The 24,377-nt window shown below is 30.7% G+C and carries 24 protein-coding genes and 1 other RNA gene; 4 read left to right on the top strand and 21 right to left on the bottom strand.

Annotated elements, in window-relative coordinates; genetic code table 11:
- Positions 1-54: 54 nt before the first annotated feature.
- From SR63_RS01145 to SR63_RS01135, 3 genes are read right to left on the bottom strand one after another with little or no spacing between them, the layout of a single operon-like run.
- Positions 55-261: a hypothetical protein gene (locus tag SR63_RS01145; protein WP_002877581.1), complete on the bottom strand. Its 207-nt coding sequence runs from the start codon at positions 259-261 to the stop codon at positions 55-57.
- Complete coding sequence (locus SR63_RS01140) at positions 252-854, bottom strand: hypothetical protein (protein ID WP_072238631.1); 603 nt, start codon at positions 852-854, stop codon at positions 252-254. The genes SR63_RS01145 and SR63_RS01140 overlap by 10 nt, the downstream gene beginning before the upstream one ends.
- Positions 855-913: 59 nt before the next feature.
- Positions 914-2,290, bottom strand: a complete 1,377-nt coding sequence (locus tag SR63_RS01135) for a replicative DNA helicase (RefSeq protein ID WP_002869960.1) — start codon at positions 2,288-2,290, stop codon at positions 914-916.
- A 153-nt stretch (positions 2,291-2,443) separates the two neighbouring features.
- Here SR63_RS01135 and SR63_RS01130 point away from each other — a divergent pair, with 153 nt between their 5' ends.
- Entirely contained in the window at positions 2,444-3,373 is a 930-nt protein-coding gene (locus SR63_RS01130) for a DUF2860 family protein (protein ID WP_002866439.1), read from the top strand.
- A gap of 47 nt (positions 3,374-3,420) precedes the next feature.
- Here the strand turns inward: SR63_RS01130 and SR63_RS01125 are convergent, their stop codons facing one another.
- Complete coding sequence (locus SR63_RS01125; protein ID WP_002866438.1) at positions 3,421-4,749, bottom strand: MATE family efflux transporter; 1,329 nt, start codon at positions 4,747-4,749, stop codon at positions 3,421-3,423.
- A gap of 180 nt (positions 4,750-4,929) precedes the next feature.
- Positions 4,930-5,865 carry an NAD(P)-binding domain-containing protein gene (locus SR63_RS01120; RefSeq protein WP_002866437.1) on the bottom strand — a complete coding sequence of 312 codons (936 nt, stop codon included), beginning with the start codon at positions 5,863-5,865 and terminating at the stop codon, positions 4,930-4,932.
- Positions 5,866-5,935: 70 nt separating this feature from the next.
- On the opposite strand from SR63_RS01120, the gene SR63_RS01115 reads away from it, so the two are divergent.
- Entirely contained in the window at positions 5,936-7,168 is a 1,233-nt protein-coding gene (locus SR63_RS01115) for a glutamate-5-semialdehyde dehydrogenase (protein WP_002877596.1), read from the top strand.
- Positions 7,165-8,250: an FUSC family protein gene (locus SR63_RS01110; RefSeq protein WP_002866435.1), complete on the top strand. Its 1,086-nt coding sequence runs from the start codon at positions 7,165-7,167 to the stop codon at positions 8,248-8,250. The genes SR63_RS01115 and SR63_RS01110 overlap by 4 nt, the downstream gene beginning before the upstream one ends.
- Here SR63_RS01110 and SR63_RS01105 read toward each other — a convergent pair.
- The 6 genes from SR63_RS01105 to efp form a co-directional block, all read right to left on the bottom strand.
- Positions 8,247-9,044, bottom strand: a complete 798-nt coding sequence (locus SR63_RS01105) for an amidohydrolase family protein (protein WP_002866434.1) — start codon at positions 9,042-9,044, stop codon at positions 8,247-8,249. The genes SR63_RS01110 and SR63_RS01105 overlap by 4 nt on opposite strands.
- Positions 9,045-9,054: 10 nt before the next feature.
- A complete protein-coding gene (locus SR63_RS01100; RefSeq protein WP_072238632.1) occupies positions 9,055-10,347 on the bottom strand; it encodes an SLC13 family permease in 1,293 nt (430 codons plus the stop codon).
- Between the two features lie 118 nt (positions 10,348-10,465).
- Positions 10,466-11,470 (bottom strand): DUF2891 domain-containing protein, encoded by a 1,005-nt coding sequence (locus SR63_RS01095; protein ID WP_002866431.1) that lies wholly within the window; start codon positions 11,468-11,470, stop codon positions 10,466-10,468.
- Positions 11,471-11,479: 9 nt separating this feature from the next.
- Positions 11,480-12,433, bottom strand: coding sequence for a DUF979 domain-containing protein (locus SR63_RS01090; RefSeq protein ID WP_002858607.1), 954 nt, complete (start codon positions 12,431-12,433; stop codon positions 11,480-11,482).
- Positions 12,420-13,112 carry a DUF969 domain-containing protein gene (locus SR63_RS01085; RefSeq protein WP_002856730.1) on the bottom strand — a complete coding sequence of 231 codons (693 nt, stop codon included), beginning with the start codon at positions 13,110-13,112 and terminating at the stop codon, positions 12,420-12,422. The genes SR63_RS01090 and SR63_RS01085 overlap by 14 nt, the downstream gene beginning before the upstream one ends.
- Before the next feature lie 158 nt (positions 13,113-13,270).
- A complete protein-coding gene (gene efp / locus SR63_RS01080; protein ID WP_002855210.1) occupies positions 13,271-13,840 on the bottom strand; it encodes an elongation factor P in 570 nt (189 codons plus the stop codon).
- Positions 13,841-13,953: 113 nt separating this feature from the next.
- Here efp and rnpB point away from each other — a divergent pair.
- Positions 13,954-14,274, top strand: an RNA gene (gene rnpB, locus SR63_RS01075) — RNase P RNA component class A.
- Here the strand turns inward: rnpB and SR63_RS01070 are convergent.
- The 10 genes from SR63_RS01070 to SR63_RS01025 all read right to left on the bottom strand — a co-directional run bounded on the left by SR63_RS01070 (position 14,272) and on the right by SR63_RS01025 (position 24,371).
- The gene (locus tag SR63_RS01070; protein WP_002866430.1) at positions 14,272-14,547 is read right to left on the bottom strand and encodes a hypothetical protein; all 276 of its coding nucleotides are present in this window, start codon (positions 14,545-14,547) and stop codon (positions 14,272-14,274) included. The genes rnpB and SR63_RS01070 overlap by 3 nt on opposite strands.
- A complete protein-coding gene (fliS, locus tag SR63_RS01065) occupies positions 14,528-14,914 on the bottom strand; it encodes a flagellar export chaperone FliS (RefSeq protein WP_002854990.1) in 387 nt (128 codons plus the stop codon). Before fliS ends, SR63_RS01070 begins: the two co-directional genes overlap by 20 nt.
- A gap of 11 nt (positions 14,915-14,925) precedes the next feature.
- A complete protein-coding gene (fliD, locus tag SR63_RS01060; RefSeq protein ID WP_002866429.1) occupies positions 14,926-16,857 on the bottom strand; it encodes a flagellar filament capping protein FliD in 1,932 nt (643 codons plus the stop codon).
- A 2-nt stretch (positions 16,858-16,859) separates the two neighbouring features.
- Entirely contained in the window at positions 16,860-17,225 is a 366-nt protein-coding gene (locus tag SR63_RS01055; protein ID WP_002776146.1) for a FlaG family protein, read from the bottom strand.
- A gap of 156 nt (positions 17,226-17,381) precedes the next feature.
- Positions 17,382-19,184 carry a menaquinone biosynthesis decarboxylase gene (locus SR63_RS01050; RefSeq protein WP_002866428.1) on the bottom strand — a complete coding sequence of 601 codons (1,803 nt, stop codon included), beginning with the start codon at positions 19,182-19,184 and terminating at the stop codon, positions 17,382-17,384.
- Positions 19,181-20,104, bottom strand: a complete 924-nt coding sequence (gene hemC, locus SR63_RS01045; RefSeq protein ID WP_002866427.1) for a hydroxymethylbilane synthase — start codon at positions 20,102-20,104, stop codon at positions 19,181-19,183. The genes SR63_RS01050 and hemC overlap by 4 nt, the downstream gene beginning before the upstream one ends.
- A complete protein-coding gene (gene fxsA, locus SR63_RS01040) occupies positions 20,101-20,490 on the bottom strand; it encodes an FxsA family membrane protein (RefSeq protein ID WP_002866426.1) in 390 nt (129 codons plus the stop codon). The genes hemC and fxsA overlap by 4 nt, the downstream gene beginning before the upstream one ends.
- Positions 20,487-22,196, bottom strand: coding sequence for a proline--tRNA ligase (locus SR63_RS01035; protein WP_072238633.1), 1,710 nt, complete (start codon positions 22,194-22,196; stop codon positions 20,487-20,489). Before SR63_RS01035 ends, fxsA begins: the two co-directional genes overlap by 4 nt.
- Positions 22,180-23,478 (bottom strand): glutamyl-tRNA reductase, encoded by a 1,299-nt coding sequence (gene hemA / locus SR63_RS01030; RefSeq protein WP_002866424.1) that lies wholly within the window; start codon positions 23,476-23,478, stop codon positions 22,180-22,182. Before hemA ends, SR63_RS01035 begins: the two co-directional genes overlap by 17 nt.
- Positions 23,478-24,371 (bottom strand): hexaprenyl-diphosphate synthase, encoded by an 894-nt coding sequence (locus SR63_RS01025; RefSeq protein WP_002866423.1) that lies wholly within the window; start codon positions 24,369-24,371, stop codon positions 23,478-23,480. The genes hemA and SR63_RS01025 overlap by 1 nt, the downstream gene beginning before the upstream one ends.
- Between the last annotated feature and the right edge of the window lie 6 nt (positions 24,372-24,377).

Genomic DNA, 24,377 nt, shown 5'->3' with positions numbered 1-24,377 from the left:
TAATTTTTATATTTTATCAAATCCCCCCCCCCAGTCAAGGGGGAAGTGAAATTTTTAAGTTTTACGCCATAGCACTAGCGCTAAAATTGTGATTAAATATATAGCACAAAATATTATATTGTAAGGATAAGGTTGCATAGAAAGAAAAATAAGTATCGCCATACCAACAAAAACCATAAACACTATAAAATATAAACTACACATCAACACTATAGCAACAAAGCCGGCTATAAGACTTAAAATTCCAAGTATTATTCCCATTGTTTATTCCACATAGGAGAACTCCACACAGAAGGAAAAATATACTGAGGAAAAGTTTGAAATTTTGTTTGCAGATAAAATCTCTGTGTTTTTCTCTCCATACTTTCGCTTATCATTTTTACAACCGCTAAGTCATTTTTTTCGCTTTGTGTTTCCAAAAAAGCACTTAAGCATTCAAATTTTTTAGCATAGTCGATCACTTTTATCATTTGATCTTTATAAGATGACAAAAGAAATTCTGTTTTATGATTATTTTTAGAGGTAAAATTTTGCTCAAATTCTAAAAATTCCTTAGAATTAAAATATTTTGAAAAGCCGCTATAACACTCCATGCATTCGCAAAGAAATTCTTGAATTTGATTTTTCTTTTGTTCGACTTCAAGCTCTCTTTTAAGTTTGTATTCTTCGGTATTGATCATATCCTTACAGCTTGGAACAATAGCATGTGTATCAAATTTTCTTTCTGGCTTGGATAATTTTTCGTATAATTTTTTTATGCCATATCCTGTAGCTGTAAGAGCTATACCACCAAATGCGATTTGTTTTAACATTTTCTCTCCTTGTTTTAAAATAACAAAGAAAGTATAAAACACCCTTGCGACAGGTTGTGTCGTAAAAAATAACTTTAAAATATTAAATTATTTGATTAAAGCTAGCCTGTAAATTCAGTAGTTTCATAGCCTATAGGTTTATCTACAAAACAAGATTTTTCTTTTAAAAATACAACTTCTATAGTTCCAACAGGCCCATTTCTATTTTTTCCAACAATAATTTCAGCATTTTCTTGCATAGGATTTGGTATAAAAAGCCTTTGATAAGCTTTACCTTCAGCTTTAGCTTTATTCTCTCTTTCTTTTTCTTCTTGTTCTCTATAAACCTCATCGCGATATACAAACAAAATAGCATCCGCATCTTGCTCTATAGCTCCACTTTCTCGCAAATCACTCATCAAAGGACGCTTATTTGCCCTTTGCTCTAAGCCACGATTAAGTTGTGAAAGTGCGATAATAGGCATATCAAGCTCCCTAGCCAAAAGCTTAAGTCCTCTTGAAATTTCACTAACTTGCAAATGTCTATCATTAAAATTTGAATTACTCATCATAAGTCCTATATAGTCAATCACACAAAGTCCTATACTTTCATCTTGAGATTTTAAACGCCTTAAAATAGCCCTTACATCAGCGATAGTTGCATAACCACTATCGTAAATATATAATTTCTTTTGACTATAATCATTACAAGCATCTCCTAAACGCTCCCATTCATCATCGTTTAAATCTGCAGTTAAAATTTTTTGCAAAGGAATGGAAGTTTTGGAAGATAGCATTCTTTGCATGATTTGAGTTGCAGGCATTTCAAGAGAAAACAAAGCCACGCCTTTTTTTTGTCTTAAAATCTTGTCAATGAAATTTAAACAAAGAGTTGTCTTTCCCATACCTGGGCGCGCAGCGATTATTATAAGTTCACCCCCTTTAAAACCTTTTGTCATTTTATTTAGACCTTCAAAACCTGTATCAAGCCCTATAATACCTTTATTTTCTAAAGTTTTTTGCTTTTTAAATTCTTCAAAAAGTTCTGATATTACCATATCAACATCTTTAATATCTCTAGAATTCACACGATTTGTAATGCTAAAAATTTCTTTACCAATTTCATCTGCGATTTCACTTACAGCACGATCTTCATTGATACGAGTTGGCAAAAGATGCGCAAAACTCAAGAGCTGTCTTTTTACAGACTTTTCGCGAAGTTCATTTACATAAGCAGGCAAATCTATCATAGAAGGAGTAGCAAGAATTTCTGCTAAAATTTGCTCATCTATTTTTTTATGTTTTCTTAAAAAACTTACAGAAATAGGCTCTTTGTTATTACTACAAGCTATAACCGCTTTAAAAATATCTTGGTGAGCTTTAAGACTAAAATCTTTTGGGCTAATATCACCTGCTATACTAGCATAAGCTTCTTCACTCATGATACAACTGCTTAAAATAGCTCGTTCTAAATCCAAGTCATAATACTCTTGCTGCACTAAATTTCCTTATAAATATAAATTAATTCTAAAAATTCTATCTAAAAAAACTTAAATTATAAAACTTAATTTTTTTATAAATATTTAATGTAATATTAGTTACAATTATAAATGTAATTTAATTACAAACAACAAACATTTCAAGGAGAACATTTGAAAAAATATTTATTTTCCTGTGTTTTAGCCTCCATTTTAACCCAATCAGCTACGGCTGTAGAATTTCAAGAAGGTTTTAGTGGAAATTTAAGCATAGGTGTGGGTGCAAGGGATATTAAAAGTAATATTTCAACCTTGGCAAACAGTGATTATCTAAGCAGTTACAATGCTGATAATTCAGACTCCTCTTTCATTCCTTTTATCGGTGTAGAACTTTACTATGGCAACCTTATAGATAATGATAGAATTTTTATTAAAAACTACAATGGAAGAGATATCAGCGGTATAGCTTTAGGCTACGAAAGAGCTTATTTAGAGCGTTTTAGCACTTCTTTTTCTGTGATTTCCTCTTTAAGAGAAAAAGCTTATGCAAATCCTTATGCAACAGGAAATAGAGAAGAAACTGATGTTGATAGATATGGTTTTAAAATCTCTCAACTTTATGAAAGTGATTTTGGGAAATTTACCACTTCATATTTATTTAGCAAAAACAAATATGATAAAGACACTATCGCACAAAGTTCTTTAAAAAGGGAGGGGTATTATCACGAATTTGAATTAAACTATAATTATAGCTTATTAAACCTAGGGTTAAATTATGATTACAATGATGCAGACGGAAAAGCTCAAAGCTATTCAAGATATGGTTTTAGCATAGGAACAAATTTGGCTTTTGCTAATGATTACATCTTCACTCCAAATTTAAATCTTAGCAAATATGAAGCAGTAGGAACTGATCCTATCTTCCATAAAAAACAAGATGGTAATATAGTTAAGCTTAATCTAAAAGTTGTTAAAAATCAATTTTTGGGTTATAACGGACTTTATGGTTTTGCAAATTATGGTATAGAAAAAAGAAATAGTGATATAGGATTTTATGATGAAACCTATCAAATTGTCCTAACTGGTATAGGATATAAATTCTAAAAATTATAAAAAAGCTCCTTTGATAAAATTTAAAAAAGATCTATCTCCTATAAAGATAGATCTTTAAAAATTCTTTTAAGAAAAATCCAAGCTAAAATCAAAACACAAAATTCAGCAAAAAATGGACTTAGCCATACTCCATTTAAACCTATAAAATAAGATAAAAACAAAAGAAAGAACAAAGGTATAAATAAATTTTGCGCCAAACTTAAAACCAAAGAAAAGCTTGCCTTATTAAAAGCTGTCAAAAAAGAACCACTTAAAACATTAAACCATGCAAAAAAATAATTAAAAGCAAAAAGCATCAAAGCTGTATAAGCAAAAGTTTTAAATTCTTGATTGTTTTCTTTTGTAAAAAGCGTGATTAAATTTTCTCCAAATATCAATATAAGCACTATAGAGAATAAAGATAAAAATCCCCCTGCAAAAAATACCACTTTTATAATAGCTTTGATTCTTGAAAAATCTTTTTTAGCATAGTTGTAACTAAGCGCAGGCTGCATTGCATCACCCATAGCAATAATAAGCATTATAATAAAACTATCAATATATAAAACTATAGAAAAGGCTGCCACGGCTTGAGTATCAGAAATTTTTAATAAAACAAAATTCGCAAAAATACTATATAAAGATCCTGAAATATTGCCAAAAAACTCACTGCTTCCGTTATAAAGAATATTTTTAAAAATTTTTAAATTCATATATAGGCTCGAAATTTTAAGCTCTAAATTTTGAAACAAGAAAGGAAAAATTCCAAAAATACCACCTAAAACAAGTCCCAAACAAGTTGCAAGAGCAGCTGAAAATAAGCCCCAACCCAACTCGACTATAAAAATAAAATCAAGCACTATATTGCTCAATGCTATAATCACATTCATTACCATACTATAAGCAGTTTTTCCGCAAATTCTTAAATAATTATCCAAAGCAAAAGAAAGCATAGTAAAGGGTGCAAACAAAGCAAAAACAAACATACATTCTTTAGCCATCGTTTTAATCTCATCGCTAACATTTAAACAATCAATCAAAACAGGACCTAAAAAATACTCTAAAATTCCAATAAAACAAGAGATTATAAAAATAATCAACATACTTGAGCTAAATATCTTTCTAGCTAAATTCTTCTTGCCTAAACCTAAATACATCGAAATTTGCACTGCTGATCCTATAGCTATCATATCAGCCAAAGCAAAAGACATCATGATAAAGGGAATAATCAAGGCTAGTGCCGCTAAAGCATCACTTCCTAGATATTTTCCAACAAAAATTCCATCAACTATATAATAAAAAGAAATAAAAGCCATGCTTATAACATTTGGCACGGCACATTTTACAAAAAGCCTAAAAGGGCTTAAGGTGCTAAAAATACTTGACATAATAATCCTTAAAATATTTAAAATTAAAAATATTTTAAACCGCTAATAAAATGCCAAAAGTCCTAGTATGTAAGAATTTAAATAAAGTAATTTCGCAATAAGTTTATTAATATTTATTTTATTTTGCATATGAATTTTCTAGATTAAACTAAAATAAAAATTTAGCCCAAAGGCTAAATTTTAAAGCACAGAAAGAATTTTCACAGCGTCATTTAACCCTGTAACTATACTTGCTCCATTTTTAGTAGCAATATCTCCTGCTACAAAGATGCCTTTAACATTGCTTTGTTTATTTTCATCCATTAAAGGCACGCCTTTATCATCAACATTAATCCCACATTTTTGTAAAAAATCAAGTGGAGTAGAACCACCAATAGCATAAATGATTCTATCATAAATATCGCTTGTACCATCGGTAAAATTTACCTTAGCCTTGCCATTATCATCCTCTACTTCATTAATGTCAATTCCTAGTTTTAACTCTACCTTACCCGAATTTCCAGCTTCATGAATATCTTTAAGATTTATATCATTTAATCTTGTGAATTCTTTTTTACGATAACAAAGGCTAACTTGATTTGAATTAGCCAAATCCACAGCGTATTCTGCTGCTGAATTTCCACCACCTACAACAAGAATTTTTTCATTTGCTAAAACTGAATTGGCATTAAAATTAATGATTTTTGTTAAAGTCATAGGAAGTTTGTAATCAGGTTTATTAGGTTTACCCATTCTACCTATAGCAACAATAATGTTTTTACACTCATAAACACCTTTAGCTGTGCTTACTAAAAAAACTCCATTTTCATTTTTAACACTCTCAACTTCAGAACCAAATTCAACTTCTATATTGTGCTCTTTTAAAGCGTTTTGAAAAGTTTCTATAGTGCTTTCTTTGGTGCCATCTTCAAAAGGAACATGTCCGTGATTGGTTCCTTCACATCCCTTATAAGCTTTATCTACTCTTTTGCCATCCTTATAAAATTGCATTAAAGTTTGACAAATGTTATTTGATTTTTCTAGTATCAAAACTTCTTTGTTTTTAAGCTTGGCTTCAACCGCACAGCCTATGCCCGTTGGACCTGCACCTACTACGATTAAATCTATTTTTTTCATTTATATTTACCTTTCAATTCTAAATTTTTTTGTATAATTTATCAAGTTTTTTGTAAATAAAGGATTAAAAATGCGAAATTTGCTTGAAAATATTAAGAAAAATTCTCAAAAACTACTTAACTTAACACCCAAAGATAAAGAAAAAATTATTCTAAAATTAGCTCAAATTTTAAGAGAAAATTTCAAAATTATCCTAGAAGCAAATAAAAAAGATATGGCAAATTTCACAAAAAGCGGAGCAATGAAAGATAGGCTTTTATTAGATGAAAAACGTATTTTAGCTCTTTGTGAAGGCCTAGAAAAAATCGCTCACATCGAAGATCCTATAGGCAAAATTTCTAAAGGCTGGAAAAATTATGCGGGTTTAAACATACAAAAAATAAGCATTCCTTTAGGACTCATTTGTGTTATTTACGAAGCAAGGCCTAGTCTTAGCGCTGAAATCGCAGCTTTAATGATAAAAAGTTCCAATGCTTGTGTATTTAAAGGTGGAAGTGAAGCAAAATTTACAAATGAGGCTATATTTACTCTTGTTAATAAAGTACTTAAGGAATTTGATTTGCAAGATTGTTTTGCTATGTTTACTCAAAGAGATGAGATCTTGCAAATTCTAGCTTTTGATGATTTAATCGATGTGATCATACCTCGCGGAAGTTCAAACATGATACAAGAAATTGCAAACAATACTAAAATTCCTCTCATAAGGCAAGATAAAGGCTTGTGCCATGCTTTTGTAGATCAAAGTGCTAACTTAGATATGGCTTTAAAAATAATCCTTAATGCAAAGTGTCAAAGAGTAAGTGTTTGTAACGCTTTAGAAACGCTTTTAATCCATGAAAAAATTGCTAAAAATTTTATAAGTCTTTTAATCCCTGAATTTGAAAAATTTAAGGTAAAAATTCACGCCCATGAAAACGCTTTGGCTTATTTTAACAACTCAAATTTAGAAGTTTTTAAAGCAGATGAAAATACCTTTGATACAGAATGGCTTGATTTTGCTTTAAGTGTAAAATTAGTAAAAGATTGCGATGAAGCTATAGAGCATATCAATAAACACAGCTCCTTGCATTCTGAAACCATTATCTCAAATGATGCTTCAAATATCGCTAAATTTCAACGCCTTATAAACTCATCTTGTATTTATGCTAATGCTTCAACGCGTTTTAGCGATGGAGGAGAATTTGGCTTTGGTGGAGAAGTTGGAATTTCAACCAGCAAATTGCATGCAAGAGGTCCTATGGGAGTTGAAGATATTTGCACTTATAAATATATAATCAGTGGGGAAGGACAAATTCGAGAGTGAATAAAATAGAAATGCTAAAGCAACACTTTAAAGAAATTGCTAAATTAAATTCAAGCGAACAAGTTTGGCAAATGCCTTTTTTTGCGGCTTTAGGCGTGGGTATAGTTTTAGGGCTTAGTGTATTTTTTGGAAAATTAAACTATGGACTCATTGCCATGATAGGAGCTTTGTCTTTTTTATATGTTCCAAACACTCCTTTATATCATAGAATGGCTGTTGTGATGTGCTGTTCTTTTGGCATAGTTTCTAGTTTTTTCTTAGGAATTTTAACCCATTTTTTGCCTGCAATTTTTGCCTTCATCCCTATAGGACTTGTGGCCATGGGAAGTTCTATTTTAATTAGATATTATAACATTGGTGCACCTGGATATTTTTTCTTTGTATTTTCTTGTGTTTTAGGAGCTTATTCTCCTTTTGAAGCTAAGGATTTTATCTTTTTAGTGGGTCTTGTTTTTCTTGGGGCAATGGTAGCTAATTTAATGGCTTTGTTATATTCTATCGTTGTGATTTACGGATTTAAAAATGCTTTACCTAGCGAAATTCCACCTAGAGAATACATATGTTTTGATGCAGTTTTTGTGGATTCTTTGATCATGGGTTCTTTTGTGGCTTTTTCTATATTTATAGGAACTTTTTTAGAACTTGAAAGAAGTTATTGGATAGCCATTTCTTGCACAGCTATTATGCAAGGTGTAACTTTAAATTCTATATGGATTAAACAAATTCAACGCATTATAGGAACGGCCTTAGGAGTATGTTTTGCATGGTGGCTTTTATCTAAACAATTTCACGATATAGAGCTTGTTTTACTTATGATGTCTTTGTTTTTTATAGGACAATTTTTAGTCAATCGAAACTATGCTTTAGCTATGATTTTCTTTACTCCTTATGCTACTTATCTTTCAAAAGCAGCTAATTTTATGAGTGAAAATGCAGATACATTGATACTCGCTCGTTTAATTGATGTCGTAATAGGAAGCATTTTAGGACTTTTGGGTGGTTTTGTAATTTATAAACCTTATCTAAGAGTACATTTTGAACGCATTGCAAAATACATCTTTAGGATAAAACGAAAAGCTTAAAAGTCAAATAAAGCACAAGCATTATCCCCTAAAATTTGCTCTTGTTCTTTTTTAGATACAACAACTTCATTAAAAGCTGCTAGAGCCGATGAAAAATTAACATTTGCTTCAAAATTTGTATGTGGCCAATCGCTTCCAAAAACAAAATTGCTAAGTGGAAAATATTCTTTTAAAATTTCATATATTTTCTTTGCAAATTTTACAGCTTGTTCATTATTGACATAGTCTATTTTTGCTCTATAAAAACCGCTAATTTTAAAAAATATTCTAGAATTTTTTAAACAAATTAGATCCTCTAAATTTGTTAAGTTTGCATTAGCTCTTGCTAAATGATCGATAACAATATTACAACCATAAGGAATTAAATTTTTAACAATATCAACAAGATTATTATCTAAATCTCTTTGAATTTCTATTTGCATTTTAAGCTTACTTAAATTTTCAAAAAATTGAGTCCAAACCATAGTTTTAAAATTTGGCAATTCTTTGCCAATTAAATTTAATCTAACTCCACAAGCTTTTCTTTCTTTTAGTTTTTTAAGCTCATCAAATTTAATACCTTCATCAACCACAACTATAGCTTTTATATTTTCATCTTTTTCGATACTCTGAAGCAAAAATTCATTGTCAACACCTAAAAAACTTGGCTGAACTAAAACCCCTTTATCAAAACCATAATGATCTAAATTTGCTTTATAATCTTTAAAACTAGCATCATAATCAGGCTTATATCTTGCATTTGCAACCGTATTTAACTTTTTCAAAAATATATGTGCATGAGTATCAATCTTCATTAAATTATCCTTATAAAATAAAACTCATTATAATAGTAGCTAAAATCGCCGCTATAAATCCTATAGGCACAGCTTTAATAAGTAAATCTTTAAATAATTTTTCCTTATATTTGTCAGGACAAGATCCTAAAATTAAACTTCCTCCAGAAGAAAAAGGAGAAATAGCAGAAGCTTGAGCCCCTACAACAATACAAGAAAAAAGCAATGCCTCGCTTAATCCACTACTTGCAGCAATGCTTGGAACTATAGGAAAAAGCGCTGGAGTAACCACGCCCAAAGTGCTTGAAAAAAGCGACATAAAAGCTGCAATAGCACACATTATTAACGGAATAAAAATCACATTGATCTCATTTTCTACAAGATCTGAAAATAATTTTATAACCCCTGCTTCAACCGCTATGCTAATTAACATCCCTACTCCACAAATCATTATCAAGGTTCCCCAAGGAATTAAAGCAACAACTTGTTTCTCATCGGCCAATTTTAAAAATAAAGCAATGGCAACAAAAATCATGGCTATCATAGCTATATCTATTTTTTTATTAAAATAACTAATTGTCTCATTATGTGGAAAAATAATATTTAGCACAGGAAAGATTAAAACAACAACAATCATCATAAACATAAGAATTAAAGTAGTTTTTTGTTTATAATCAAATGAATCAGGTTTTGAAATAACACTGATTTTTATATTATTTTTAAAAGCATTAAACACAAAAAAAGATAATACCACAATAGGCAAAATTATAGTAAAAGCAAAAATAATACTAGAATTTACAAAAGCTTCATTTGCTTCAATGCCTGAATTTTCCATCAATCCTCGAAAAATAATCCCACTTTGAGAAGTCATAAAATTTGCTCCTCCCAAAGCACCATAGTTTATAGCCATAGCTCCAGCAATTTTGCTTAAACCGATTTTATCGCAAAGTAAAAAAGTAAGTGGTGCCATAAAAGCTAAAACCGTATAAAAACCTGCTCCTAAAGCAGCTATAATAGCACTAACCACAAAAATAACAAAAGGAAGCAAATAAGGATGATTAGCAAAACGATACATCAAATGTCCAGCTAATTTTTCAAGAGTTCCATTTACGGTTGCAAAATTATAAAACAATGAAACAGCAAAAATAACAAAAAATATAGAAATAGGCCAAAAAGCTATGATTTTTTTAGGAGCTAAATCCATAAAAAAAGCTCCTATAATATAAGCAAAAATCATAGCAAAAATTCCAACATTATGTCTAGTAATATAGCCCAAAATAATAGCCACTATAATACTAGAGATGATTAAAAAAACCATTATCATCCTTTAAAATATTATAGGGCTTATAATATCAAAAAATATATTTTTCAAAGCATAAAAACAAAATCTAAATTTAAAAAATATCTATTTAGTAACAAATCTACTCATCTTATGAAATTTTTTATAAAATATCCACATCCATAGCAAGCAAAGCAAAGCTTCCTAACCAATGCGACCCAAGATAATCATCTTCTATATGAGCTATGGCTTTATCAAAATGCTCTATAGCATTATTTCTTAAAAGAATTTTTAAATTTTCATCGCAAAAATTTGAAAGTATTTTAAAACACCAAGCACGACTTAAATTTAGCCCATCTAGATGTGCTATTTTACCATCGCTCCTATCACTCACACTCACAGGGGTAAATAAAGTTACAGGCTCTTTTGCTTCTAAATTTGGCAAATATACTTTAAAAAATTTTACAAAATCATTTTTAGGTAAAACAGCACTTAAAAGCACCGCTTCCATCAAAACAGGAGATAAAAACTCATCTCCACAAGGCTCTAAAGCTTGCATATTTTTATCATTTAAAAACCACTTTTTAGCACTTTGGATGATGCAATACTCTAATTCTTGATCTTTTTTAAATCTTGCATACTCTAAAGCAAAATACAAAGCAAAAGAGCTATTAAAATGGGTTCCAACTCGTATAGGATAATCCATCTTAGGCAAAAACTCCTTAAATTCTTTAACAAAAAAATCAGCTATGCCTTCTAAATTTTTAGCCCAAATTTTAGCTTTGTCATTTTCTTTAGCAAGTAAATTTATCTCCAAAGCCAGTTTTAAAAACCATCCCCATCCATAAGGTCTTTCAAAACCTTTGTGCGCAGGGTTTTGAAGATACTTAAGCTCTCCTTCTGCTTTTTCTTTGCTAAATTGAGAATCTAAGGCTTTGATGATTTCATCCTTTGGGGCAAAATGAGAAAAATCTTTTAAAATTTTCACCAAAAGCCAGTGAGAATGCACGCTAGAATGCCAATCATAAGAACCATAAAATATAGGATACATAAGTTTTGGCGGTTTAATATCATTGATATCATTAAAAGAATGTGTGATTTTATTTGGCAATTCTCTAAAAATATTTTCTAGTGCAATAAAGCTAAATTGTTTTATAAATTTTTCCATTGTTTCTCCTTAAAATCTAAAAGCTAAAAAATACATTAAAAAGATATTAGCTACAAGCAAAACAAGTCCTGACATAAACTGGGCTTTAATTACGCCATTTTTATCATCTAAATTTAAAAGTGCCGCAGGAACTATATTAAAATTTGCAGCCATAGGCGTCATTAAAGTTCCGCAAAATCCACTAAGCATTCCAATCGCTCCTATAATAGCAGGATTTGCATGCATTTGTATGATTAAAATCGGCAAAGCAATAGCAGCAGTAATCACAGGAAAAGCTGCAAAAGCATTACCCATTACTATAGTAAAAAGCGCCATAGCAATACAATACACAGCTACTGCAATAAAAGCATTATCTAAACTAATATAACTAGATAAAAGTTTAGATACTTGATCGCCCATTCCCGTAGAAACAAAAACTACTCCAAGTGTAGCCAAAATTTGCGGTAAAAGCGCCGCCCAACTAATGTGATCCATAGTATGTGCTGCATCCTTAACGGCTCTTTTAGGAGAAGCCTTAAACATAAAACAAGCAACCACTGAAGAAATAATTATACCTATAATCAAAGCCATCAATGTAGCATTTTTATTTTCAAAAAAACTCAAATAGGGAAATAAAAAAGTCCCAATAAGTGTAATCAAAGGAACCATTAAAGCAGGAATAAAAAGTTTATTTTTATAAATATTTGCATGTTTTATCTCGTATTCTTTTTCTTCTTTACTAACTTCAATCTTTGCTGGTTTTAATAAATTAAATCCTGCTATAAGTGCTAGTAAAATCACTATACAACCCATCACAAAATGAGGCAAAACTCCTGCTAGTAAAAAAGTAAAACTATAACTTATCCAGAATACCCCGCCGCTTATTCTTGATTTTATATCTTTAGCTTGATTAGAAAAACTTAAAATTCCAAAAACTAAAAATAAAATTCCTACAATATAATAAAGCAAATCAAGACTTATCATCACTCAACCCTTTATAAGTTTTTTCTAATCTTTTATCAAATAAATAAAGTCTAGAACAATGGATAATTAAAGCCAAAATTCCAGTTGGTATAGCCCAAACTGATAAATGCAATGGCTCAACAATAATACCATTGCTCTCATAAAAAGCTTTAATAAATAAAATAGAATGCACGGCTATAAAAATATCCTCTCCAAAAAATACAGCAACATTATCCGTTCCCGCAGAAAAAGCTTTGATTTTTTGACTATCTTTATGTGTTAAGTTTTTAAATTTAAGCTTAGCTGCAGCTTCTGCCATAGGGGCTATTAAAGGTCTTATCATCTGTGCATGTCCGCCTAAAGATAAAAGCCCTAAAGCTGCAGTAACTTGTCTAAAAACAAAATAACACATTAAAATTCGTCCTGTACTGGCAACTTTTATTTTGGATATTAAATTTTTAGCCTGCTCTCTTAAGCCTTTGCGTTCCAAAACAGCAAGTAAAGGTAAAATAAGCCAAATTATAGCAACATAGCGATTATCTACAAAAGATTTTCCTATATCACTAACAACCTTAACAAAATCAAAACCTGAAACAAGTCCAGCATAAATTCCAACTGAAGTTACCACTAAAAAGGGGTTAATCTTTAAAGCAAAACCTAAAACAATCAAAGGTATAGAAGCAAGAAGTAACCATTCCATCAACCATCTCCACAATATAAATTAGAAATATTATAGAAATTTTAAATTAAAGAAAAGTTTAAAAAAATATTTTTAAGAATGGAATGAGAAATTAAGTAACAAAATAAATTTTATATAAATTTAAAAAAGCCTTGGAATAGTCCAAAAGCTTTTTTGTATTACTTGTTCGCTCTTTCTATATACTCACCACGCACAGTATCAACGCGTATAACTTCACCTTCTAGCACGTGAAAAGGAATTTGCACTACTGCACCTGTTTCTAATGTAGCTGGTTTTTTATTTGATCCTTGAGTATCACCCTTAAAATTTGGAGCTGTTTCGATGATTTTGAGTTCAACAACTTGTGGAACTTCTACGCCGATAGCTTTACCATTGTGGAAAAGCACATCTACCATCATACCATCAAGCATCCATTTTTTTGCCTCACCTACATCATCATCACTGATAGCTACTTGTTCATATGTTTGTGTATCCATAAATTGGCAATTTTCACCATCATCATAAAGATACTGCATAGTTTTATCTTCTAAATTTGGAGCTTCACATTTATCACCTGCATGGAAAGTTTTTTCAAGTACTTTACCATCAATAAAAGATTTGATTTTAATACGCACAAAAGCAGGACCTTTGCCTGGTTTTACATGCTGATACTCAACTATTTTAAAAGGAATTCCATCGATTTCTATTTTAAGTCCCTTTTTTAAATCACCCATTGAATAAGATGCCATAAATTTCCTTTGTTAAAAAATAAAAAATAATTTTATCAAATTTTGATTGATATCACAATAAAATTATTTTATTTGATGAAAAAATAAGTAAAATTACGTTAAAATCCAAATTTAAAGCATAGTAAATGCTCGCTTCTTTTTAGAAGAGGAAAGTCCGGGCTGCTAAAGACAAACATTCCATCTAACAGATGGCTAGGGTAACCTAAGGGATAGTGCAACAGAAAGAAAACTACCACGCAAGTGGAAAAGGTGAAACGGCGGGGTAAAAGCCCACCAGCGATTTTGGTAACAATTTCGGCTATGTAAACCCAATGTGCAGCAAGAAGGGATGGTTAGCGTCTTTGTTTTAACCCTTCGCTTGATTTTGTTTGCAAAAACAAAACTAGATAAATGAGCATTCAAGACAGAACTCGGCTTATCGCTATGCTTTTTTAAGATTTAAAATATGTCAACGCTTTTTGAAATTTTTGAATTTCAACGGCTTTTGTTTTTTTCTTTTGTTCAATCAGCATAACAGCTTCTTGCAAAAGAGCTTGAACTTGATAAAATAGATCATTTGCATTTTCTTTTAAAAAATCTTCTGAAGGCGATTCTTTGGTTAAATTTTTAATAAAAGCTTTCATATCAAGTTCATCAAGTAAATTTTCAAGTTTATTGACATCTTCTTGGATTAATGCAAGTTTAAAATCACTGAGCCACTGTTTCATTGTTATGCACTTCTCTCCAAGCTTCTAGCAAACCTTTGGTTACATTTATAACTTCATTGATTCTATCTTCGTTATTTTCTAAATTTGCCAAAGATAAAAGTTGAATTTCTCTTGTATAAAGCCCGCTTAAATAATGTGCCACTTCTCCGCCTTTTTCATAATCTAAAGTATTAATAAGCTCTATAAAAATAGCCGTGGTTCTTTTTACAAAATACACTCTTTGTTCTATATCTTCATTTCTTATGGCTACTTTAGCTCTTGCACAAAAACGCAAAATTCCCTCATAAAGCATTTCAATAAGTTTTTGCGGAGACTCTATCCCCGCTTGATTTTGAGAATAAGCATTATAAGCTAAATTATTTTGCATCTTTTTTATCCTTAATTATTAGAATTGTTTGCCGCATTAATCATATTAGTTACAGTATTTAGCTGTTGATTGAGTTTATTTAAAATACTCTCATATTGCAACCATTGATTCGCCATTGTATCATATCTTGTATCAATCATAGCCTGAGTTGAGTCTTTAGAGGTATTTAATGATTTAATATCATTTGTCAAACTCTCATCATATTTTGTAATTGAACCATCTTTTCCAGTCATCTCTTGCAACGTGGCTTTTAATTTTGAAAAAATACCTTTACCTTCTATAGGTTTAGAGGTTATATTTACATCAGACAAACCTAATTCCTGAAGAATGGTAGCATTTCCTTTGATGGAAAAATCCGAACTACCATCTCCACTAAAATTCAACTTAAACCCTTTAACACCGTTTTGATCATAGGATTCAACCTTAACTTTTAAACCTTCAATACCTTTGCTGTTTATATGATTAGCTAAATTTTGAAGCAATTCTTCCTCTGTTTTTCCTGTTAATTTAAAATTAGTACCATCAGAATTTTTAGATAAATCATATGTTTGATTATTAAAAACTATAGTAAAATCTCCTGGTTTAAAATCTAAACCTTTATTGCCAGTGCCACTAGAATCAAGATATTGATTCAAACTTCCCTGCTTAATTACTTCTCCTGTGTGATTAATGTCTTCGTATTTAGTAATATTTGAAAAAAAACTTTCAGTAGAGTCTGGATCTTCTTTAACTTTTTGTTCAAATTTAGAAGAATCAAAACTCAAAGTGCCTGCATCATTTAAACTTAAGCCAAAATCCTGCATAGAAAGCATAACCTTAGTGTTCACTTTATTACCATTTGCATCTTCAGTAGTTCCATCAACAACTTGAGAATCAAACAAATCAGCAAGAATGCTTGAGCGTATTGAATTTACTTCACTGATGCCTTGTAAAGTTCCTTTTGTTCCAGTTTCACTATTATAGTCAGTTGCAGCATTAAGATTGGTTACTAAATCATTATAAGCATCCACCAAATCTTGCATGGCTTTTGTCACACCTTCAAAATCTTGCTGTACATCAAAATTAATTTCACCTGTTTTATTTAAAGTTAAAGTCATTCCTACACCAAGATCGGTAACAGTATTACTTGATCTAAACATCTTAATACCATCAAGTGTGAATTCTGCATTTTGCGCAGTTTGGATATGCAAAGAAGCATCCTTAATGCCATAACCTTTTTTATCCTTAGCTGGATCAATAGTCTGAGTCGTTTTATCTAATTCCCATCCAAGATTTGAAAATATGTTTTCTGCCTCTGGATCACTTTGATACTGACCCTGCGCATCTTTTTTTCCAGCATAGAAACTTATCGCACTGTCTTCGCCTGTTTCTTTACTGGTTAAAGTTAAGCGGTAAGGAGTGCCTTTCTCTCCTGTGTTTACAATCTTAGCGACAATCTCTCCTCCACTAGCTTCATTAATTTTATCAGCTAAATCTCTATAGGTTGTGTTTTTATCTACCGTAACAGTATATTCTTTGCCATTTGAAAAAAAAGTAAGATCGGTGGTTCCAGTTAAATTTGCATTAACAAAACCGCTGTCATTTGCTAATCCTTTGCTTTGATATACATCTTTTTGTGCAAGTTGAGTAACATTAATATTCATGCTTTGTAAAGCAACACCCGAATTAACTGTAAGACTTGCTGGAGGATTATCGCTAATACTTCCTACAACTTTTCTTTTCGCAAAAACCGTAGCATCGGCTAATGATGAAACAGCCGTCTGAAAACTTAGTAATTTAGTTTTGATTTCTGTTAAATCTTTTTGTTTGGTTGTATTTTCTTCAATTTTTTTAGTATAAGGATCAATACGAGCTTTTTGCTCTGCTTCTTTTAATTTATCTATAGTATCTTGAGTTAAAACCCCAGAACCAAATCCTAAACTAGATAGACTACCAAATGCCATTTTTAACTCTCCTTATCAAATATCATTCCTATCACATCCCTAAAATACTCAGCTAATCTCATAGCTTCTTCACTAGGAATTTGACGGATTTCCCTTCCAGTGCTTTTTTCAGTCACGCTAATATACATAGAACCGATTTTATCACTATAACCAAAACGAACATTGGTATCTAGAGAATCCATTTGCTCATTTAACTTTTTTGTAATATCAGCCAACTTTTCACTCACACCTCGTTGCTGTCCATCATCGCCTTCTTGGCCTTGACTTCTATCGGTTTGAATGTTTAAACTAGCCTGTGTCTCACTTGTTCTTTGGCTAATGTTTGCCAAAGCTGTATCCATTTGCCCATTTGCCTTCGATATTTCCATTTTAAAATCCTTTTTAAAATTTCCTATTGCTAGTTAAAAGCTTATATCGACAAATTTATAAATTTATGAACACCTATAAAGAAAATTTTATTTTTCAATAATAAAAAAATAATAAGCAAAAACTGTGCCAAAATTTTAAAATAAATCTCAATTATCTTAAAAAATTTCAAATTTATTAAAAAGATCTGGATTATTTTCTAAAATATTACGCAAGATCAAATCTTCTATCACGCTTTTAGTGCAATCTGTTTGCTTAGGCCAAGCTCTTAAATAACCCTCAGCTTCACCTTTAGCACTTGCATCTACTCCAAGTCTTTCTTCTTTGATAAAAATATCTCTTTTAGCATCTATATTATTTACCACACGCCAAACAAGCATATAAGAATTTTCAAGCTTATTTTCAGCATCTAAAAACACTAAAATCCTAAAATGTTTTTTAAATTCTAAAAGTTTGTCAAAACTTTGTTCGATTTTTTCTTTTTTATCAAGCAAAATACAAACTATAGGACTTTTACTTTCTTTATAAAATTGCTTTAAATTTAAAAGTTCTACCTTAGTTTTAAAAAGTTCTAGTAATTTTTCATCTTCTAAAATTTCAAGCTCTTCAACTTGTATTTCTTCGCAAGCATCAAGTCCTGCTTTACCCCCAAAACAAGAATTAGGTGAAGCATGATCTAATTGATCACAAATTCCTTCTGAAATTAAAATTTTCTTTGTATTAAAACGATCTAACATATAAGGAATTAAAGCATCATAATCTTTCAAAGAAGGTGCATTTTTATCCACAAAAATTGCATGCTTAACAAAACTCATTTGCCCTACTCCCCAAAATGCATGCATAATTTGTTGCGCATGAGCGGGATATTTTGCATCGATTTTTGCTAAGATAAGATTATGAAAGACCCCATTTTCAGGCATATTATAATCAATTAAATCAGGTACTGAAGTTTGAAGCAAAGGTAAAAAAATTCTTTCAGTACCAAGTCCCATGATCTTATCTTCTAAAGGAGGCTTTCCTACAACCGTTGCTTGATAGATCGCATCTTTTTTAGCATAAATTTTTTCTACTTTCATCACAGGAAAAAGTTCAGCAGGAGTGTAAAAACCCGTATGATCTCCAAAAGGACCTTCGATTTTAAACTCTTCTAAATCCACATAACCTTCAATAACCACATCACTATCATAAGGTACAAAAATACCATTTTCACAAGGAGTAAGTTTTGCAGGAGTTTTTTTAATAAAACCATAAAGTAAAAGTTCAAAAATTCCCTTAGGTAAAGGTGCTTGAGAACACCAAATATAAAGCGGATCTCCACCTATGGCTATACTTACAGGCATTTTTTTAAAACCAACATTTTTGTATTCGTGATAAAAATTTGCCCCATCTTTATGAATTTGCCAATGTATTAAAAGTTCATTTTTATCACTCATTTGCAAACGATACATTCCAAGATTATTTTGAGTTTTATCTAAATTTTGTATATAAACTTGCCCCATGGTAATAAATTTACCCGCATCATCTTCCCAAGTTTTTAGTATGGGAAGTTCTTCAAGTGAGTTTAAAATTTCATAATCATACAAGGCTTTATTTTTTTTCAGTCTTTTAGGAGGAATATTTTTAAAACTTAACAAATTCATAAAAAAATCCATTTTTGCTTTAAAACTCGTAGGAATATGAAGCTTGGTGAGTTTTGAAATTTCTTCAGCCACCTCTTCATAATCACGTCCAAAAGCTAAATTTAAAGCCTTTTCATTGCAAAAAGTATTCATCAAAACAGGAAATTTATATTGTTTATTTAATTTTTTATCTATAGGATTTTTAAATAATAAAGCCTTCCCTTTTTCTCCTTTTTTAGCTTCTATATAGGCTAAATGAGCGATTTCAAGATCTACATCTACAGGCTCTTCAATTACCCTTAAAAGATCATTTTCTTTTAAAATTTGAATAAATTCTTTCATATCATACTCTCAGCTTTTTTTAAAAGTTCTTTAGCACCTTTAGCAATAAACTCCTTAGCCAAACTCTCTCCAAAACCTTTAAAATCATTCTTTTTAATCATTCTTTTATCTTTTAAAATTTCACTTCCATCGGGTAGTCCAAGTACCGCTCGCACACAAATTTCATCTCCTAAAAGCTCTGCGTTAATACCTATAGGAACTTGGCAACCCCCTTCTAAAGTAGCAATAAATTCTCTTTCAATGCTTGTTTCAATCAAAGCATTTTCATCATTTAAACATTTTAAAAGTTCTAAAATTTTTTCATCATTTATGCTTTCTATACCTAAAGCTCCTTGAGAAGCCGCAGGAATAAGCTCATCTTTGCTAAATTCATAAACAAAATTCACTTGCTTATCTAAATTTAAGCGTTTAATTCCCGCCATAGCTAAAATAATCGCATCAAAATCATTATTTTTTAATTTCTCTATACGAGAATTAACATTACCACGCAAAGAAATAATCTCTAAATCAGGTCTTAACAATAAAAGCTGCATTTTACGTCTAAGACTAGTGGTGCCTATTTTTGCACCTTTTGGCAAAGAAAGAAAATCTTTATAATTTTGACTTAGCATAGCATCATTACTTTGCTCTCTTTTACTTACCGCTGCCAAAACTAAACCTCGAGGAAAAAAACTAGGCACATCTTTTAAACTATGCACCGCTAAATGCGCTTCTTTTCTTAACATACTTTCTTCAAGTTCTTTTGTAAAAAGTCCTTTACCACCAATTTTTGCCAAAGGAGAATCCAGCAAAACATCACCTTTTGTTTTAAAACCTTCTAAAAGCACTTCAATTTGATGTGTATTTTTTAAAATTTGGGCTACATGCTCACTTTGCCAAAGAGCTAATTGACTTTTTCTTGTTGCGATAATAAGCTTCATTTTCTATCCTCTATAATTTCAACATCAATGATTTCTTCATTAGAATTTTGATACTCTTGTTTAGTGTATTGATATTTTGATTTAGTCATTAATTTCAAAGCAATACCAAAGAAAAATACAAAAATTCCAAAAACACTTGTAATAATCCCTGGAAAAATAAGCAAAAACCCTGCGATAACAAAAGAAAATTGTGTTAACATATCCTTTAAGCCACCCATTTGAAATTCAAGCATATTTTTCCAAAAAATTCCCAATAAAATCACCCCAAAAATCATACTCAAAAGTATGAAAAATAAAAAATTACCAAAACCAAAAAACACTATAAAAAGTATACTTGCAATAATTTCAAGTACAAATAAAGGACTTAAACTTAATTTATAATTCATAACACTTTCTTTTTAAGAATTTCCATAAGTTCATCAGTTTTTATAAGTTCTTTTACCAAACCTTCTCTTTGGATAAGCTCTATTTCATTATTTTCTAATCCTTTACCAATAACTAACGCATAAGGAAAACCCATAAGTTCAAAATCATTCATTTTAACCCCGAAACGCTCATTTCTATCATCAAGCAATACCTCTAATCCAAGATTAGTTAAATCCTCATAAAGCTTATTGGCAAATTCTAAAGCCTTTTCATCTTTGAGATTTGAAACAATAATTTCAAGCACAAAAGGAGCTAAAGTTTTATTCCAAATACATCCTTTTTCATCATGACTTGCTTCAATAGCTACAGCCAACAAGCGTGAAACACCTATGCCATAACATCCCATGTAAAAAGGCTGACTTTTGCCATTTTCATCTAAGAAATTTGCATTCATCGCTTTAGAATATTTTTGTCCGAGTTTAAAAATATGCCCTACTTCTATACCTTTGCTTTGTTTTAATTTTGCTCCACATTTAGCACAGCAATCCCCTTCTTTAACTTCAATCAAATCTTTAAAACGATCTTTGTTTAAATTTACAACATCAATACCGATTAAATGATAATCTTTTTCATTCGCACCCATAATCATTTGTTTTTCGTTTTCAAGCTCAAAATCTATATAAAAATCTATATCTTTTAATCCCACAAAACCTATAAAACCGGCTACCAAACCAGCTTTTTCTAATTCTTCTTCGCTCGCATCAACTAGTTCAAGAGCACTACAAGCATTTTGCGCCTTGATTTCTTGCAAATCATCACTTCCTCTTATAAAAAACACAACTAATTTGCTTTCATTTTCGTAAATAGCTTTTTTTACCACTGCTTTAATCGTATAAAAAGCATTGATTTTAAAAAATTGTGCTAAAGAATCTATAGTTTTAATATTTGGAGTGTGAAATTTGCTTGCATAATTTGCTTCAGGACGCTCATCTTGACAAGTTTTTTTAGCTCTTTTTGCAGCTTCAACATTAGCCGCATAATCACAATTTTCACAAATTAAAATATCATCTTCCCCATTTTTTGCTAAAACCATAAATTCCTTAGAACCACTTCCACCAATAGCCCCACTATCAGCTTCAACTGCTCTAAAATCAAGCCCCATTCTTTGTAAAATTTGAGAATAAGTTTTATACATAAGCTCAAACTCACGCCCTAAATCTTCTTCATTAGCATGAAAACTATATCCATCTTTCATTAAAAATTCACGACATCTTAAAAGCCCGAATCTAGGCCTTGCTTCATCACGAAATTTAAGTCCGATTTGATATAAATGTAAAGGAAGTTGTTTATAGCTTGTGATTTTATTTTTTACCAAAGAAAGCATAGCTTCTTCATGTGTTGGGCCTAAAACAAATTCATTTTCTTTTCTGTCTTTAAAACGCAAAAGCTCTTTTCCAAAAACATTATAACGCCCACTTTCTTGCCACAAACTTGCAGGAGTGATAAAACTAAGATTTACTTCTTGTGCTCCAGCTTTATCCATTTCTTCTTTAACTATATTTTTAATCTTGTCTAAAACTCTTTTTCCTAAAGGCAAGAAATTATAAAGTCCACTGCCAATTTGTTCTATAAAACCCGCACGCGTTAAAAAAATATGACTAGGCAAACTCGCATCTTTTGGTGCTTCTTTTAAACTTGGTGCATAAAATTTAGTAAATCTCATCATTATTCTCCATATCAAATTCACATTTATATTGATTTAAACCTTCAAGATTATTTTGCAAATCAAAAACATAACGCATAGCATTAATCACTGTATCACTTTGCATTTTACCTTGTAAATGTTTCAAATTTACAGTAGGCGTGTGTAAAAAAGCCTTAAAAACTTGATGAATCAACTTTCTAGCTTCTTCTTTATCAGATTTTTTCAAATATCCTTTTTTTAACGCAATTTCAAGTTGTTTATCTGCATATTCTTTAGCTTGCAAGCGTATGGCTTTGATAATAGGCATCAAAGCCAAATCGTTTAAATATCTAAAAAATTCACTTGTTTCACGACCTATTATCCCATAAGCCATACGAGCTTCTTGTTCTCTTAATGCTAAATTTTTTTGAACCACATTCTCAAGATCATCTACGGCAAAAACAGATATATTTTCATTTTCATTGATATCAATATCCCTTGGAACTGCAATATCAAAAAAATACCTTTTATAAGGAAGTTCTTCTATTAGAGAATTTGTAATAATAGCATTTGGTGCATTAGTAGCTGAGAAAAAAAACTCGTATTGATTTAAATATTTTTTTAAATTTTCTAAACTATCATATTCGCTTAAAACACCAAGTCTCTCGCACAAATCTTTGGCTTTTTGTAAATCACGATTTAAAATAATCACTTTAGCACCCGCAGCAATTAAATGTTTTGCCGCAAGCTCTCCCATCTCTCCAGCTCCAATAACAACAGCTTTTTTTTGCGCTAAATCTGCAAGTTCTTTTGCTTTTGCCACGGCAACGCTAGCTACAGAAATAGGATTTTTAGAAATTTGAGTTTCATTGCGTACCTTAGCAGCACATTTAAAAGCACTATGTACCGCTCTTGAAAGGTGTACTCCGCAAAAATTATTTTTTACAGCAAAAGCAAAGGCATCTTTTAATTGCCCTGCTATCTGAGTTTCTCCAACCACCAAACTATCCAAAGAACTTGCTACGGAAAAAAGATGATGGATTGCTCCACTATCTTCAAAAATATCAGCTTTTTCAAGTAAAATATCTTTATCCACATCACAAAGCAAAGCCAAAGATTTAACAATAAACTCCGCACAGGCCATTTTTACAAAAGCAACAATTTCAACACGATTGCAAGTACTTATAACCAAACATTCTTCAATATTTTCATGAGTGCTAATGATTTTTAAAAACTCACTTTTTTTAGCTTCATTGGAAAAGCTTAACTTTTCCCTTAAGGCAATATCTGTATTTTTATGAGTAAAAGATATACAATAATACATTAAAATTCCCTATCTATCATAGCTTTAATAATATCATTAAGCTTGTTATTATCATATTTTTCAATCGCTTTACTAGCCTTTTTTGCATAAGTTTTAGCTTCTAAAATAGCTTTTTCTAAAGCTTTTTGTTCTTCAAATTTAGTTTTTAACCACTCTTTTTCATTTTCATTTAAATCTTTTTTAAATAAAGTCTGCAAATATATCCTATCTTGTTCTTGTAAATTTTCATAAAGATAAATATAAGGTAAGGTAGTCTTACCCTCTTTAAAATCATTCATAGCAGGTTTTCCAAGAATTTTTTCATCACTCTTAATATCTAAAATATCATCAATCATCTGAAAAGCGAGTCCTAAATTTTTTCCATATTCTGCAAAATCTTTTTCATATAATCCAGCCAAAATAGCTCCGCATCTCGCACTTGCTTCGATCAAAACAGCTGTTTTATTATAGATCATTTTCAAATAAGCTTCTTTATTGATATTAAATTTCTCTCCCAAATCAACATCCATAAGTTCGCCTATAGCAAGCTTTACAACAGCATCTGAAATAATACTTGTAAATCTAGCATCCATTTTGCTTAATTCATAAAAGGCTTTTGAATACAAAATATCGCCCAACATAAGAGCATTTTTTGTACCAAATTCAGCATTAACAGATCTTGCCCCACGCCTTAATTCACTCTCATCGATAATATCATCATGTAATAAACTAGCAAGATGTATCAATTCTATAGCTGCACAAATTTTAAAAGCAATCTCACTCTCATCTGCGATAGCTAATAATAATTTAGAGCGTAATTTCTTTCCTGATTTTACATTTGAAAGCATATTTAAAATAGGTTCATAGCCAAGTTCTTCTAAAAACTGTTTTATTAATTCATCTATTTTTTGCACTATCTT

The sequence above is a fragment of the Campylobacter sp. 2014D-0259 genome (assembly GCF_008000505.1).
Classification (GTDB): domain Bacteria; phylum Campylobacterota; class Campylobacteria; order Campylobacterales; family Campylobacteraceae; genus Campylobacter_D; species Campylobacter_D jejuni.
This window is presented reverse-complemented; position numbering and strand designations above follow the sequence as displayed.